Annotated in this window: 14 protein-coding genes and 1 pseudogene; 12 read left to right on the top strand and 3 right to left on the bottom strand. The window is 62.9% G+C overall.

Annotated elements, in window-relative coordinates; genetic code table 11:
- Positions 1 to 25: 25 nt before the first annotated feature.
- From P5W98_RS27680 to P5W98_RS27630, 11 genes are all read left to right on the top strand, one after another.
- The gene (locus P5W98_RS27680) at positions 26 to 385 is read left to right on the top strand and encodes a sarcosine oxidase subunit delta (RefSeq protein WP_421027176.1); all 360 of its coding nucleotides are present in this window, start codon (positions 26 to 28) and stop codon (positions 383 to 385) included.
- A complete protein-coding gene (locus tag P5W98_RS27675) occupies positions 382 to 3,390 on the top strand; it encodes a sarcosine oxidase subunit alpha family protein (protein ID WP_421027175.1) in 3,009 nt (1,002 codons plus the stop codon). Before P5W98_RS27680 ends, P5W98_RS27675 begins: the two co-directional genes overlap by 4 nt.
- Positions 3,380 to 4,018: a sarcosine oxidase subunit gamma gene (locus P5W98_RS27670; RefSeq protein WP_421027174.1), complete on the top strand. Its 639-nt coding sequence runs from the start codon at positions 3,380 to 3,382 to the stop codon at positions 4,016 to 4,018. Before P5W98_RS27675 ends, P5W98_RS27670 begins: the two co-directional genes overlap by 11 nt.
- A complete protein-coding gene (locus tag P5W98_RS27665; protein WP_421027906.1) occupies positions 4,015 to 4,482 on the top strand; it encodes a dihydroneopterin aldolase in 468 nt (155 codons plus the stop codon). Before P5W98_RS27670 ends, P5W98_RS27665 begins: the two co-directional genes overlap by 4 nt.
- A gap of 52 nt (positions 4,483 to 4,534) precedes the next feature.
- Entirely contained in the window at positions 4,535 to 5,422 is an 888-nt protein-coding gene (gene purU, locus P5W98_RS27660; protein WP_421028048.1) for a formyltetrahydrofolate deformylase, read from the top strand.
- A 121-nt stretch (positions 5,423 to 5,543) separates the two neighbouring features.
- Positions 5,544 to 6,794 carry a YbfB/YjiJ family MFS transporter gene (locus tag P5W98_RS27655; protein WP_421027905.1) on the top strand — a complete coding sequence of 417 codons (1,251 nt, stop codon included), beginning with the start codon at positions 5,544 to 5,546 and terminating at the stop codon, positions 6,792 to 6,794.
- Positions 6,795 to 7,137: 343 nt separating this feature from the next.
- Positions 7,138 to 8,499 carry an MFS transporter gene (locus P5W98_RS27650; protein WP_421027904.1) on the top strand — a complete coding sequence of 454 codons (1,362 nt, stop codon included), beginning with the start codon at positions 7,138 to 7,140 and terminating at the stop codon, positions 8,497 to 8,499.
- A gap of 733 nt (positions 8,500 to 9,232) precedes the next feature.
- A complete protein-coding gene (locus P5W98_RS27645) occupies positions 9,233 to 9,607 on the top strand; it encodes a sensory rhodopsin transducer (RefSeq protein ID WP_421027903.1) in 375 nt (124 codons plus the stop codon).
- A 79-nt stretch (positions 9,608 to 9,686) separates the two neighbouring features.
- Positions 9,687 to 10,061, top strand: coding sequence for a phage holin family protein (locus P5W98_RS27640; RefSeq protein ID WP_421027902.1), 375 nt, complete (start codon positions 9,687 to 9,689; stop codon positions 10,059 to 10,061).
- Positions 10,058 to 10,366, top strand: a complete 309-nt coding sequence (locus P5W98_RS27635; protein ID WP_421027901.1) for a hypothetical protein — start codon at positions 10,058 to 10,060, stop codon at positions 10,364 to 10,366. Before P5W98_RS27640 ends, P5W98_RS27635 begins: the two co-directional genes overlap by 4 nt.
- 201 nt (positions 10,367 to 10,567) lie before the next feature.
- Positions 10,568 to 11,458, top strand: a complete 891-nt coding sequence (locus P5W98_RS27630; RefSeq protein ID WP_421027900.1) for a YihY/virulence factor BrkB family protein — start codon at positions 10,568 to 10,570, stop codon at positions 11,456 to 11,458.
- 119 nt (positions 11,459 to 11,577) lie between these two features.
- Here the strand turns inward: P5W98_RS27630 and phbB are convergent, their stop codons facing one another.
- The 3 genes and pseudogenes from phbB to P5W98_RS27615 form a co-directional block, all read right to left on the bottom strand.
- Entirely contained in the window at positions 11,578 to 12,321 is a 744-nt protein-coding gene (phbB, locus tag P5W98_RS27625; RefSeq protein WP_421028047.1) for an acetoacetyl-CoA reductase, read from the bottom strand.
- Between the two features lie 143 nt (positions 12,322 to 12,464).
- A pseudogene (locus P5W98_RS27620) lies at positions 12,465 to 12,818 on the bottom strand (acetyl-CoA C-acetyltransferase); the annotation flags it as partial.
- Between the two features lie 110 nt (positions 12,819 to 12,928).
- Positions 12,929 to 13,078 (bottom strand): hypothetical protein, encoded by a 150-nt coding sequence (locus P5W98_RS27615; protein ID WP_421027899.1) that lies wholly within the window; start codon positions 13,076 to 13,078, stop codon positions 12,929 to 12,931.
- Positions 13,079 to 13,321: 243 nt separating this feature from the next.
- Here P5W98_RS27615 and P5W98_RS27610 point away from each other — a divergent pair, with 243 nt between their 5' ends.
- Positions 13,322 to 14,410, top strand: coding sequence for a hypothetical protein (locus tag P5W98_RS27610; protein ID WP_421027898.1), 1,089 nt, complete (start codon positions 13,322 to 13,324; stop codon positions 14,408 to 14,410).
- Positions 14,411 to 14,557 lie beyond the last annotated feature (147 nt).

Below are 14,557 nucleotides of genomic sequence, written 5' to 3'. Positions count from 1 at the left end.
CGCACCGGAAACAGGAGAAGACATTATGTTGCTGATCGAATGCCCATGGTGCGGGCCGCGCGCCGAACTCGAATTCACCTGCGGCGGCGAGGCGGACATCGCCCGGCCGCTGGACACCGACAAGCTGAGCGACCGCGAATGGGGCGAGTACCTGTTCATGCGCGATAACCCGCGCGGCGTGCACAAGGAGCAGTGGCTGCACACGCAGGGCTGCCGGCGCTGGTTCAAGGTGACGCGCGACACCGTCAGTTACGACATTCAGGGTTACGAAACGTTTGGCGACGCCGGCTCGGCAGTGAACGTCCAGGCCAGGGCGCAACAAGGCGCACAACAAGGCGCACAACAAGGCGCACAACAAGGCACGCAGGGGAGCAAGCAGCGATGAGCCAGAAGAACCGTCTCGGCGCCGGCGGGCGCATCAACCGCGCGATTCCGCTGAGCTTCACGTTCAACGGCCGCACCTATCAGGGCTATCAGGGCGACACGCTCGCCTCGGCGCTGCTGGCCAACGACGTGCACTTCGTCGCGCGCAGCTTCAAGTACCACCGCCCGCGCGGCATCGTGACCGCCGATGTGGCCGAGCCGAATGCCGTGGTGCAGCTCGAGCGCGGCGCGTACACCGTGCCGAACGCGCGCTCGACCGAAATCGAGCTTTATCAGGGGCTCGTGGCGACCAGCGTGAACGCGGAGCCGGACCTCGAGCACGACCGCATGGCGATCAACCAGAAGTTCTCGCGCTTCCTGCCGGCGGGCTTCTACTACAAGACCTTCATGTGGCCGCGTAAATTCTGGCCGAAGTACGAAGAGAAGATCCGCGAGGCCGCGGGTCTGGGCAAGGCGCCCGAAGTGCGCGACGGCGACCGCTACGACAAGTGCTTCGCGCATTGCGACGTGCTGGTGGTCGGCGGCGGCCCCACGGGCCTGCTGGCGGCGCACACGGCGGGCCGTGCCGGCGCGCGCGTGATTCTCGTCGACGACCAGCGCGAACTGGGCGGCAGCCTGCTGTCGTGCAAGACCGAGATCGACGGCCGCCCCGCCATCCAGTGGGTCGAAAAGATCGAGGCGGAACTCGCGGCCATGCCGGACGTGAAGATCCTCTCGCGCAGCACGGCCTTCGGCTACCAGGATCACAACCTCGTGACCGTCACGCAGCGCCTGACCGAGCATCTGCCGGTCTCGACGCGCAAGGGCACGCGCGAACTGCTCTGGAAGATCCGCGCGAAGCGCGTGATTCTCGCCACCGGCGCGCACGAGCGTCCCATCGTGTTCGGCAACAACGATCTGCCGGGCGTCATGATGGCCTCGGCGGTGTGCACCTACATTCATCGCTATGGCGTGCTGCCGGGCCGCAAGGTCGTGGTGTTCGCGAACAACGACGCGGGCTACCGCTGCGCGCTCGACGTGAAGGCCTGCGGCGCGGAAGTCACGGTGGTCGATTCGCGTGCGCAGGGCAAGGGCGCCCTGCAGGACGCCGCGCGCCGCCAGGGCGTGAAGATCATGAACAACGCGGCCATCATGGCTGCGCACGGCAAGCTGCGCGTGAACTCGGTCGAGGTGGTCGCGTATCAGAACGGCCAGACCGGCGCGAAGCTGGCTGACCTGCCGTGCGATCTGGTGGCGATGTCGGGCGGCTTCAGCCCGGTGCTGCACCTGTTCGCGCAGTCGGGCGGCAAGGCGCACTGGAACGATGCGAAGGCCTGCTTCACGCCGGGCAAGCGCATGCAGCAGGAAGTGAGCGTGGGCGCGGCAGTGGGCGAATTCAGCCTGGCACGCGGCCTGACCCAGGCAGTCGATGCCGGCATCGATGCAACGAAGTCGCTCGGCTTCACCGTGACGCGCCCGCAGGTGCCGAAGGCCGCCGAGATCACGGAAACGCCGCTGCAGCCGCTGTGGCTCGTGGGCAGCCGCAAGGCCGCGCCGCGCGGACCGAAGCAGTTCGTCGACTTCCAGAACGACGTGGCCGCATCGGACATCCTGCTGGCCGCGCGCGAAGGCTTCGAGTCGGTCGAGCACGTGAAGCGCTACACGGCGATGGGCTTCGGCACCGACCAGGGCAAGCTCGGCAACATCAACGGCATGGCGATTCTCGCCGATGCGCTCGGCAAGTCGATTCCGGAAACCGGCACGACCACGTTCCGCCCGAACTACACGCCCGTGACGTTCGGCACCGTGGCGGGCCGCGAACTGGGCGACTTCCTCGACCCGATCCGCAAGACCTGCATTCACGAGTGGCACGAAGAGAACGGCGCGCTGTTCGAGGACGTGGGCAACTGGAAGCGCCCCTGGTACTACCCGAAGAAGGGCGAGGACATGCACGCGGCGCTCAGGCGCGAGTGCCTCGCGGTGCGCAACAGCGTGGGCATTCTCGATGCGTCGACGCTCGGCAAGATCGACATCCAGGGCCCGGACGCCGCGAAGCTGCTCAACTGGGTCTACACGAATCCGTGGCTCAAGCTCGAAGTGGGCAAGTGCCGCTACGGCCTGATGCTCGACGAGAACGGCATGGTGTTCGACGACGGCGTGACGGTGCGCCTCGGAGCGCAGCACTACATGATGACGACCACCACGGGTGGCGCCGCGCGCGTGCTCACGTGGCTCGAACGCTGGCTGCAGACCGAGTGGCCCGACATGAAGGTGCGTCTGTCTTCGGTGACCGATCACTGGGCGACCTTCGCCGTGGTGGGCCCGAAGAGCCGCAAGGTGCTGCAGAAGGTGTGCAGGGACATCGACTTCGACAACGCCGCGTTCCCGTTCATGTCGTATCGCAACGGCACGGTGGCAGGCGTGAAGTCGCGCGTCATGCGCATCAGCTTCTCGGGCGAGCTGGCCTATGAAGTGAACGTGCCGGCGAACGCGGGCCGCGCGGTGTGGGAAGCGCTGATGGCCGCGGGCGCGGAGTTCAACATCACGCCGTACGGCACGGAAACGATGCACGTGCTGCGCGCGGAGAAGGGCTACATCATCGTCGGCCAGGACACCGACGGTTCGGTCACGCCGTTCGACCTGGGCATGGGCGGGCTGGTTTCGCAGACCAAGGACTTCCTGGGGCGCCGCTCGCTCAAGCGCTCGGACACCGCGAAGGACGGGCGCAAGCAGTTCGTCGGACTCCTGACCGACGATGCGAAGTTCGTGCTGCCCGAAGGCGGCCAGATCGTGGACGTGAATGCGCAGCAGAGGGCCGACGGCACCACGCCGATGCTGGGCCACGTGACGTCGAGCTACTACAGCCCGATTCTCGACCGCTCGATCGCACTGGCGGTCGTGAAGGGCGGCCACAACAAAACCGGCGAATACGTCGCGATCTCGATGGCCGATGGCCGGCGCGTGAAGGCGAAGATTGCCAGCCCGATTTTTTACGACACTGAAGGGGTGCGTCAGCATGTTGAATGAAACGATGGATACGGCGCCCCTTGCGGAGCGCGCAGCAGCAGCGGTGCGGCTCGAGTCGCCTTTCGCCGGCGTGGCCGGGCTCATCAAGGCCCAGGAGGGCCGCGCGCCGAACGGCTTCACCCTGCGTGAACTGCCGTTCCGCGATCTGGTGAACGTGCGCGGCGAACTGAGCGATCCGGCGTTCGTGGACGGGTTTGCCCAGGTGGTCGGCTGCCAGCCGCCTTCGACGCCCAACACGGTCACGCGCGGCAACGGCTACGACGTGCTGTGGCTCGGCCCCGACGAATGGCTCGTGCGCTCGGACGCGGCGGTGCAGGCCGGCGTGCTCGAAGCGAAGCTCGCGCCCGCATTCGGCGAGGCGTACGCGGCCGCCGTGGACGTGGGCAGCGGCTACACGGTGGTGGAGATCGACGGCGCGCGCACGCGCGAGCTGCTCTCGCGCGGCTGCCCGCTGGACCTGCATCCGGGGCTGTTCAAGGAAGGGCAGTGCGCGCAGAGCGTGTTCTTCAAGGCCTCGATCGTGCTGGTTCCGATGGGCGGCGACCGCTTCGAGATCGTCGTGCGCCGCAGCTTCGCGGATTACTTCTGCCGCATCATGGTAGACGCCACGGCGTCGCTTGCATCATGAAGATCGTCGACGGAACCTTCGATCCGGCGCCCGCACCGTTCGATGCGCCGGCGGCGCGCGATGTGCCGCCCTCGCGCGGCCGCGGCTGGAGTGTGTTCGTCGAGGGCCTGAGCGTGCCCGCGCGCATCGGCATTCATGCGCACGAGCATGGCCAGCCGCAGCCGCTCGTGATCGATGCGCAACTGGGCTATCGCTCGATGCCGAAGGAAGAGAGCGACTGGATCGATTACGAGCGCTATTGCGCGCGCATTGCGGAGTTTCTCGCGAAGAAGCCGCATACGCGGCTGCTCGAAACGCTGGTGGCCGAGATTGCGGCGCTCTCGTTTCGCGAGTGGCCCGCGCTCGATACGCTCACGATCGAAGTGCACAAGCCGAAGATCCGGCCCGGCACGCAGCGCATCGGCGTGTCGCTCGAATGGACGCGCGCCGATTATCTGCAGTGGAGCACATGCAAGCGTGACTGATACGGAAAAAACACGGCACTCAATCGATGTGCCAATCACGGGGGGGAAAATCATGAACGGGTCTTCTGATGACGTGACCGATAGCACGTGCCGCTTTATCCTGAACGTGACCTGCGCCAGCGCGCAGGGCCAGGTGGCAGCTGTCGTCGGTTTGCTCGACGGATTTGGCTGCTATATCGACGAATTCTCGGTTTTCGACGATCCGCAGACCACCCGCTTCTTCGTGCGCTGCGAGTTTCATGTTCCTGCGCCGAGACGCCTTGGCCTCGAGACGCTATCAGAAGCCTTTGCGCCGCTTGCACGCCAGCACGCTTTCGAGTGGGCCATCTTCGACGCACGCGTGAAGCCAAAGGTGCTGATGCTCGTCTCGCGGCTCGATCACTGCCTGGTGGATCTGCTGCATCGTTGGCGCATCAATGAATTGCCGATCGATATTGTGGGTGTGGTATCCAATCATCGCGATCTGGAGCCCATGGTGCGATCTCATGGGATCGAGTTTCATCACCTTCCCGTGACCACTGAAACGAAATCCATACAGGAGCAGGCGCTCGTCTCACTAATCGAGCGCACGGGAACCGAGCTGGTGGTGCTCGCCCGCTACATGCAGGTCCTGAGCGCCGCGCTATGCGCACGTCTTGCGGGCCGGACGATCAACATTCATCATTCGTTCCTGCCGGGTTTCAAAGGCGCGCGGCCCTATCATCAGGCCTATACGCGCGGGGTCAAGCTGATTGGGGCCACTGCGCACTTCGTGACCGGAGATCTCGACGAAGGGCCCATCATCGAGCAGGTGGTGGAGCGCGTGGATCATACTTACACACCGGAGCGGCTGCTCGCGGCGGGCCGCGACATGGAGCGCGCCGCGCTCGCCCGGGCCGTTCAGGGCTTTATCGAGCGGCGCATCTTTATTCACCAAGGGAGAACGGTTGTCCTGCGCTAGCGCTCCGGTGCGCAGGATTTTCTGGCACTATTCCGGGCGGTGCGGGCGACCGGCGAGTGCTCGGGCGCCCGGTCTGGACCGTGCGTGACGGGGCAACTGGAATACGGAGATCCCGACCTGGATGCAGTCGAATACCGACAACCGGACTGCCGGACGTATCGAGGCGGCGCCGGCACCTCTCGAGGATAGCGAGTCGTTTGCGCCGCTCTGGCTGGCTATGCGCCTGTCGCTGGGCAGCGCGATGGCCCTGGGTTTCGTGCGCTTTTCCTATGCTTTGCTCCTGCCGGCGATGAAGGCCGACCTGGGATGGAGTTTCGCCCAGGCCGGCGCGATGAACACATCCAACGCGGTGGGTTATCTGATCGGCGCGGTCATGTTCCCCTGGCTCGCCCGCCATCGAGCGTCCAGCACGCTGTTCGTTGCGGGCGCATATGCGGTGATCGTGCTGACGGTGTTGTGTGGTCTCGTTTCCGGCACGTCCCTGCTGCTCGCGCAGCGGCTCGTGGCTGGCGTCGGCAGCGCGTTCATCTTTATCAGCGGCGGTGTCTTGGCGGCGCGGCTCGCGACAGCCGTGCCGCGCCGTGGCGGACTGATCCTGGGCCTCTATTACGGCGGGACAGGATACGGCATCGTATTGTCGTCCATTCTCGTGCCGGCCACGGTGCGTACCGGGCTGCACGGCTGGCAGCCCGCATGGTTCGCGCTGGCTGCCGCATGTGCGGCCTGCACGCTGCTTGCACGAGGCGCCGCCCGCCGCATCGATGCAGCGGGCGCGGCCATCGCGAGTGCGCGAGGATGCACGCCCACGCAGCGAACCGCGTGGTGGCGCTACGGTCCCGCAATGGGCGGATACGGCCTCTTTGGCGTGGGATATATCGGCTACATGACGTTCATCGTTGCGCTGTTGCGCAGCGAGGGCATGAGCCAGGGCGTCGTCTGCGCGTTCTATATCGCGTTGGGAGTCGCAACGGTCGCCTCGGCACGCATCTGGTCGCGCTTTCTGGACCGCACGCATGGCGGCCTCGCGCTGGCGACGTTCAATGCGCTACTGGGCCTCGCGACGCTGATGCCGGCCATGTTCGCACACCCTCTGGCGGCGGCTATTTCGGGTGTGATCTTCGGCTCGACATTCCTTTCCGCGGTGGCCTCGACGACCGCATTCGTGCGACACAATCTTCCGTCTGACGAATGGACGCGCGGCATCAGCGCGTTCACGATCGTGTTCGCGTTCGGCCAGATCGCCGGGCCGGTTGCGATCGGCTGGGTCTCCGATAATGCGAGTCTCACGCGCGGGCTCGTCTATTCTTCAGCAGTTCTACTCGTTGGCGCGCTACTGGCAGCTTGCCAGCGTCCGCTCGATCGCCACGCCTGATGGGCTCGGCCGCTTGCTTAAGCGTTGAACGCAGGCCCCCCGACTCACTTCCTTCACACCACAAGTGCCTATGCGCGGCAATGCCGCCTTTGAAGCGCATTGCCGCGTGTGTCTTTATGCCATGATGCCGCCGCGTGCCGCGAGGAATTCTCTCGGGGTGTTTACCCTCGATGTCGAATGCAGAAAGCCGCTTGTCCGATAAAGATATTTTCCATTGGCGGCAACTTCTACTATTCCCTTGAACCCGCGGAATTCTCAGCACTCGACGGCGCCCGAAGCGGTAACGGTCGAGGCGGAATTTCGTGTTCGTTGGAGCGAACCAGCAGAACCATTGGAGACTTGGATGAGTACCAGAAAAGCGGTGCCGAGCTGCCTTGCGGCGGCCAGTGAGTGGAAGGCGGACGAAGTGGCAGGGCGCAGTGATAATAGAGCTGATGCGGGGCTATTAAAGCGGGCGGCACTCGCGAGCTTCATCGGCAATTTTGTCGAGTGGTTCGACTACGCTTCGTATGGCTATCTTGCAACCATCATTGCGGTGATGTTCTTTCCGAAAAGCGACTCGATGACGGGACTGCTCGCGGCCTACGGCGTATTCGCGGTCTCGTTCATCGTGCGTCCGCTGGGCGGCGTGGTCTGGGGGCATTTCGGGGACAGGCATGGGCGCAGGGCCGCGCTGTCGCTGTCGATTCTGATCATGTCGTGTTCGACCTTCCTGATCGCGTTCCTGCCCACCTATGCGCAGGTCGGCATGATTGCACCCGCATTGCTGCTGCTGGTGCGCGTCATACAGGGCTTTTCAGCCTCGGGCGAATATGCGGGTGCGTCTGCGTTTCTCGCGGAATTCGCCCCCCCGGGCAAGCGCGGCGTGTACACGAGCATTGTGCCGGCGAGCACGGCTGCCGGTCTGCTGTTCGGCTCGGTATTCGTCGCCGTGATGCACGCGGTGCTTACCACGCAGCAACTGCATGATTTTGGCTGGCGTTTGCCGTTCCTGCTCGCGGCACCTTTCGGGCTGGTCGGGCGCTACATCCGGCTGAAGCTCGAAGACACGCCGAAGTTCAAGGCACTCGAAGGATCGCACGACCTGGCCAAGGCGCCTGTGACCGAGTTGCTGACCCGCCATCGCGGCAAGATGCTCATCGCGTTCGGGGTGACCTGCCTGAACGCCGTAGCGTTCTATCTGGTGCTGAGCTACATGCCGACCTACCTGTCGACGGAAATGGGTATTAGCGAAACGGCGTCGTTCGTGGCCGCGACCATTTCGCTCGCGGCATACATCGGGCTGATTTTCCTGATGGGCGCGCTGTCCGACCGTGTCGGCCGAAAGACCATGCTGATTGGCGCATCGGTCTTGTTCGCACTGCTCACGGTGCCGCTGTTCAAGGGACTGGCCGGCGCGAGCTTCGTGACCATTGTGCTGATCCAGATTGCGTTCGGCGCGTTGCTCACGCTCAATGACGGCACCTTGCCGTGCTTTCTGTCCGAGATATTCCCGACGCGCGTGCGCTACAGCGGCTTCGCCTTCTGCTTCAACGCCGCAAACGCGCTCTTTGGCGGTACTGCACCGCTGGTCGCCACCTGGCTGATCGCTACGACCGGCAGCAAGCTCGCGCCAGCGTGGTACCTTGTGGGCGCTGCTGGCGTCGCGCTAGTAGCCATGCTGGCGAGCAGCGAAACCTCCCGGTTGCCGCTGGCCGACGATTGATGAGGATGCGCAAACCATTCTCGTTCTGATTGGTGCGCAGGAGCAGCATGGCCCACATGTCAATGAACCTGGACGTGCTGCTGCACCCGGCGATTTCAGAATAGGTGGCGCGCAGGCGCGGCACTATAGCTGCGCCTGCAATCGCTACCGTTACAAGTCGCAGCAAAAGGGCGCAGGCGGCAATCATCTTTGTGGCGCCACGAGCCCGGACGGCCATGCGCGTTCCGTAACGGTTAAGAATGAAGGTGAATGCAAAGTATGCGCTGACGCCTGGCTTCAGGTGTTCGGAGCGCATACCTACACGAACGATGCCTACAACCGTTTTACACCGGGGTGAACACGGGGCATGATCCAATACGATTATGCCGTTAGCAAGCGTACCGATTTTTACCGCACAGCCATGCTTGCCTGGTAGATTTCGGCGATTGCACTTTCCGCACGCCATCGGCTCGGCGGGCGTGATACCGAATGGAATATACCAAGGGCATTGTAACGAAGACGTAGGCGGCGCTGTAAAAATCGCGGGGCTCGCGCGGGTTGCATCGCTCCATGGACGTCGCCCACTAGTCAGCTTGCGCGTGTCTCGACGGCGTCACGCGAACGGTATCGACATCAATGGTTCTGGTTCGCGACAAGTTCGCCGGCTAATCTGGCGGCACCGCTGGCATGCAGGTTGCGGACTATTCCTGAGACAGGGAGCGGTATCGTGCCCGGCGGAAAGAAAGGAGGCTTTATGCAGGCGATCGGAAAGACCCGGTGGGCAATCGCGGAAGGCTACTTGCCGCGGTATGGCACGGGTGACCGGCCCGAATTGAGGAGCCATGAGACGGCGTGCATCTTGAATGCCGGCGAGCAAGACGCGCACATCGAGGTGACCGTGTTGTTCAAGGATCGCGAACCAGCCGGCCCATACTTTATTACGGTGCCTGCAAGAAGAGCGCTGCATATGCGTTTTAACGATCTTCGCGAACCAGAGTCTATTCCAACCGGTACGGAGTACGCGAGCGTGTTTGAGTCGGATGTGCCGGTGGTCGTGCAGCACACGCGCCTGGATTCTCGCCAGGCTGAATTGGCACTGCTATCCAGCATCGCCTTCGGGAGCGATTGATGACGCGCCGGTTTTGAAGCCGTGTGGCACGCGGGATGCGAAAAGCGGCTTTTTCACGGGCGCGGCAGATGTGAACATCATGTCTACGAATCCGAAGCTCCGCCGCTGGCGCAACGTGGCGCGATTCGCGGTTTCCCGATCCGCGGATTACGGGCAGTTGTTTGTGATTGAGTTGGCGGAAACCCGCCTGCGGATTGTTCGCGAAGTGCTCGCCGTCATCGCCCTGATCGTCAGCGGCCTCTTTACGTTGTCGTTTTTCTGTCTCGCAGCCATAGCGTCCGCCTGGCACACGCGCTATTTCCTCTTCGTGGCATGGGGCATCGCGATTGCCTGGCTGGTCGCCTCACTGGTGGCGCTCATGGTCGTGCGCGCGCAGAAGCCGGCGCAAGCATTCTCTATTCTGGAGCGGGAACTGCGCGCTGATATCGAAACGCTCAGGGAGGCGCTCAAGTGAAACGTGGTCTGCGCAAACTGCACGAACGTGAAGCGCTCGTGCTAGCCAGAATGGAACTGACACGTGCGCAATTGCTTGCTGCAAACATGGGTTTAGGTTCCAGGGAGCGCGCAAGAGAGAGCGAAAACTCGCTGACATTTTCGCAACTTAGTCGTGCCTTGATTGCGACGCCAGATATTGCGCTGCTTGGCTCCATTATGATTGGATCACTGCTGATCGGGCCGAGGCGCGTCTTGCCGACCGTTGTGAGGACAGGGCTGACCGCGTGGATTGCGCGTCAAGTCCGGGCTGCCATCGCGCGCTGATCAAAACGGCAGGCACCTGCCTGTCGCGCTTTCGCAGGATGTCCAATATTCGCGGGCGGGCTAACCGCACTAACGCTGGTGCACGCGATACCGCGAGTCCGCACACCAGACATAGCTGGCTGTCGCGCTGGCGTGCGCGGGGCATACAGATTGCGATAGTTCCCGCATTCACTGAGATTCTTTCGGGGCCGGAGTCACGCGATGAAAGGACGGGCTGAACATCGTGCCGCCCGCAGCCACTCGAGCCTTAGGTTTTGTTGGTGCGTTGCGTTGGACGCGCTCGAGCGCTTTGGCAGTGACCGCTGTTCGATGCTCTCCGCCAGCATCGGATTCTTTTCGGCTTTCTCGCTCGCCCCAACGTTGATCATCGTGCTCGCCATCGCGGGGCGGGTACTCGGCGCGGATGCAGCTCGCGGCAGGCTTTTTGACCAGATCCACGATATTCTGGGAAATGACGCAGCGGCGGCCATTCAAGCAATCGTCGAGCACGCGCACCGCTCCGGCCAGGGGGGCTTCGCAGCTCTCGTTTCACTGGTGCTGCTGGCTATCGGTGCGTCCGCGACGTTCACCTCGCTGAACTCGGCGCTCGACGTCGTTTTCGATGAGCTGGCGCTCAAGAACCGCAGCAGCGTCACGATGCTCATCCGGGCCCGCCTGATGTCGTTGGGCATGGTCATGGGAGTGGGTTTTCTGCTCGTCGTCTCCCTCGTGCTTGATGCGGCGGTCCAGTGGATCGGGGATCATCTGTTCGGCGATTCTCCCCTCGCCGTCATCGCTCAGCTGGCTCAGGCGGCGCTCACGCTAGTCGTTCTGGCCGCCGCCTTTGCTGCGTTGATGAAATTCATGCCAGACGCAAGGGTGCCGACCAGACATGCAATATGGGGCGGAGTTGTGGCTGCCGTGCTGTTCTCTATCGGCCGCCATTTTTTCGGCCTATATCTCGCTCGTGCCGGAACGGCAAACGCATTCGGAGCGGCCGGCTCGCTTGCGGTCCTGATGATGTGGCTGTATTTTTCGGCGGTGACGTTCTTGCTGGGAGCCGAGCTCTCGGCATCCATTGGACGTGAACGCCGCAAGCGCGTGTCAAGCTGACGGGAGCGAATGGACATCGAGCGAATCTCTGGTGCGCGCGTCGCCTTTGCCGGCGGCGCGCGCCTGGAGATTACAACGTGCTGTCGAAATCTTTCTGTCCGGTCGCCCAGGCACGACGGTCACTGCATATGCTGACCACCGTTAATGGGGATATTCGCGCCAGTGACGAAGCTTGCATCGTCCGAGCACAGAAAGAGCACGAGCGCGGCGACTTCATCCGGATTGCCGAGGCGGCCCATCGGGATCTGCGGGATGATTTTCGTGTCGAGAATCTCCTGCGGAATGGCGGTGACCATCTTCGTCGCGAGGTAGCCCGGCGAGATCGTGTTCACCGTCACGCCCTTGCGGGCGACTTCCAGCGCGAGCGCTTTTGTGAAGCCGTGCATCCCGGCCTTTGCCGCCGAATAGTTCGTCTGGCCCACGGCGCCTTTGGAACCGTTCACCGACGAGATGTTGACGATGCGGCCCCAGCCGTGCTCGACCATACCGTCGCACAGCGGCTTCGAGATGTTGAAGATGGAGTCCAGGTTCGTGCGCAAGACTGCATCCCAATTGACCTTGTCCATTTTTTTGAAAGTCATGTCGCGCGTGATGCCGGCATTGTTGACCAGAATGTCGACGGCGCCGACTTCGTCCTTGATCTTCTGCGCGCCACGCTGACATGAGTCGTAGTCGGCGACATCGATGGAATACGCATGGAATTGGCGGCCCGTTTTCTGCATTCTGGCCAGCCAGTCCTTTGCGCCGGCGTTGTCCGGCGAGTGGGTGACGACGACCTTGTAGCCTGCGTCGTAGAGTCGTACGCTGATGGCCTCTCCGAGACCGCCCATTCCGCCCGTTATCAATGCAATACGATTAGTCATCCTGTCTACCTGAGAGAAATGAGATTTAAAAAAATCAGGTGGTGCCTGGCCAGCGGTCACCCCTTCTGGCCAGGCCCTCCGCCTTCGGACACTGGGCGAAGATCACGCGGGTAAGATCGCGCGGCTAATGGTGTCCCTCTCGCTTAAACCCGCTCGACCGCAAGCGCCACACGCATGCCACCGCCAATGCACAGCGAGGCCAGACCGCGCTTTGCATCACGACGCGACATCTCGTGCTGCAGCGTCACCAAAATGCGGCAGCCCGATGCACCAATCGGGTGTCCAATCGCAATCGCGCCACCGTTCACGTTGATCTTCGACGTGTCCTAGCCCACCTGTTTGTTCACGACCCGGGCCTGCGCCGCGAACGCCTCGTAGATCTCCATGCGATCTACGGCCGCCGCGCCGTCGTTGAGACCGGATGCATTGGCCGCCTTCACCGAGCCTTCCCTCGAGAAAGCAGGTTTCAGGCCAGCGAGCGATTCCGCCGTCACACCGTCGCACGAACGAGTGGAGTACGAGCGGAATTCGTCCGAGCAAGTCGGCCGGCCGTCTGTTGTTCAACCCTTGCGCGTTATGGCCTGAGGCAGTGATACACCATCAAGGGTCACGCGCGAACGGTGTACGCCGGACGCGAGCTTTCGAGGGCAGCAAGTTGTTGCTCGAACAGTGTATCGAGCGCTTCGCGGTTCAGATCGATCTGGTCAGGCGAGGCCTTGACCAGCATGAGTGCCGCGAATTCGTGAGGGCTAGGCATCGCTGTCTCCTTCGAATTCCTGATAATTGTTTGCATGGTCTGTATGCCACGCTGCCAGACGATCACGCAGGCCGAGAGAAGACCTTAACAAAGAATCAGTGAAAGAGTATCTACAGGAAGACGTCCGTAAGTGACAATTTACGGACAGATGGGGGCATTGGATGCCGCGTCGCATGGGTACGCGTATTGCACGCTCGTCGATAGGGGTGAGGATACCGCCGCGAATTGCGGAAGGAGAAAGTCATGAGGCAAACCGTGTTAGGCGTGTACGACAGCTACGCGAACGCGCGCTCGGCGCAGCGCGCACTCGAGGCCGGGATGGCGCAAGCGGATATTGCCATCTATTCGACATCAGTTGATGCACCTCGCGAAAAAGGGCCACGTGTCTATGTACAGGGCGCTGTCGATACGCGCCATCACAGAAAGGTCTTCGATCGGCTTGAGCAGTTGTTCGCACGCATCTTCACGAAAGGATCGTACCCCCCGGATGCGGAGGATTACAGGGAGTTCATGCGTCGCGGGGGAACGATAGTCAGTGCCGATGTTTCTGAAGCACAAGTCGATCAGGCGCTTGAAGTGATGCTTCGAGCGGGCGCTGCTGACATCGAGGAATGCGCCACGGCGTGGCGTCCTGCCGCTTCGAATGCCCAAAGTCCGGAACATGCGGCGCCCTCGGTCAGCGCGATGGCCGACGAACTGGCCAGACAGAACGAGGCAACGCGCGGACGGCAAGGCAACACGCCGGCTGCGTCAGCGGTACGCACGACGCCTGCCACGGTCACGCCGGCCGCGGCGATAGACGATATGCAAGGCACCGCATTTTCGTCAACCGATCCGAATCTGCGGCAGGTATCGACGCGCACGGAAGGGCGCGGACCGACCCCGCCGATAGGGAAGCCGTCGTATGCAACGGACGTGTCTCGTGCCGGGTTCGCGCGCACGAATCAGGATGCGGGCGTCAAATCGCACACCGCCCAGGCAAGCGACGGCAACCCGCCCGCGCCAAAAGCCCGGCGTTCATTGGCTACGGGCAACAGGGATGAGCCTGGTCGTCTCGGCACCCCGCAGGACGACGCAGACTGGCGCGAAAGCGAATTCAGAAGGGACTACGATGCACGCTATGCGAACACGGGCGCGTCGTACGACGAGCATCGACGTGGCTACCCGCACGAGGCGACGCTCGGACGCGACGAGCGGTACCGCGGGGCCGACTGGCAGGGCGTCGAAGCGGATGCGCGGGCGAAATGGGAGGCACGCAATCCTGAGAGCGCATGGGAGCGGTTCAAGATGACCGTCAGGCGCGGTTGGGAACGTGTGTCGCGCGGAGTCTAGTCGATTGCGTCCTTGAATTGGCGTCCCATCGCGCGCAGGCGCACCGTGCGGGCGGCGGAATTCGCTGCTGGACTCACGCTTTATCCAAAGTGACGTAGCGCCAGACTTCAGTTGTCGCGCATTCAAGCCGCTTCCGGAATGTTGCGG

It is taken from the genome of Paraburkholderia sp. A1BS-2L, from assembly GCF_051125205.1.
Classification (GTDB): domain Bacteria; phylum Pseudomonadota; class Gammaproteobacteria; order Burkholderiales; family Burkholderiaceae; genus Paraburkholderia.
The sequence above is the reverse complement of the archived record's forward strand: the minus strand, read 5'-3'. Positions and strand labels throughout refer to the sequence as shown.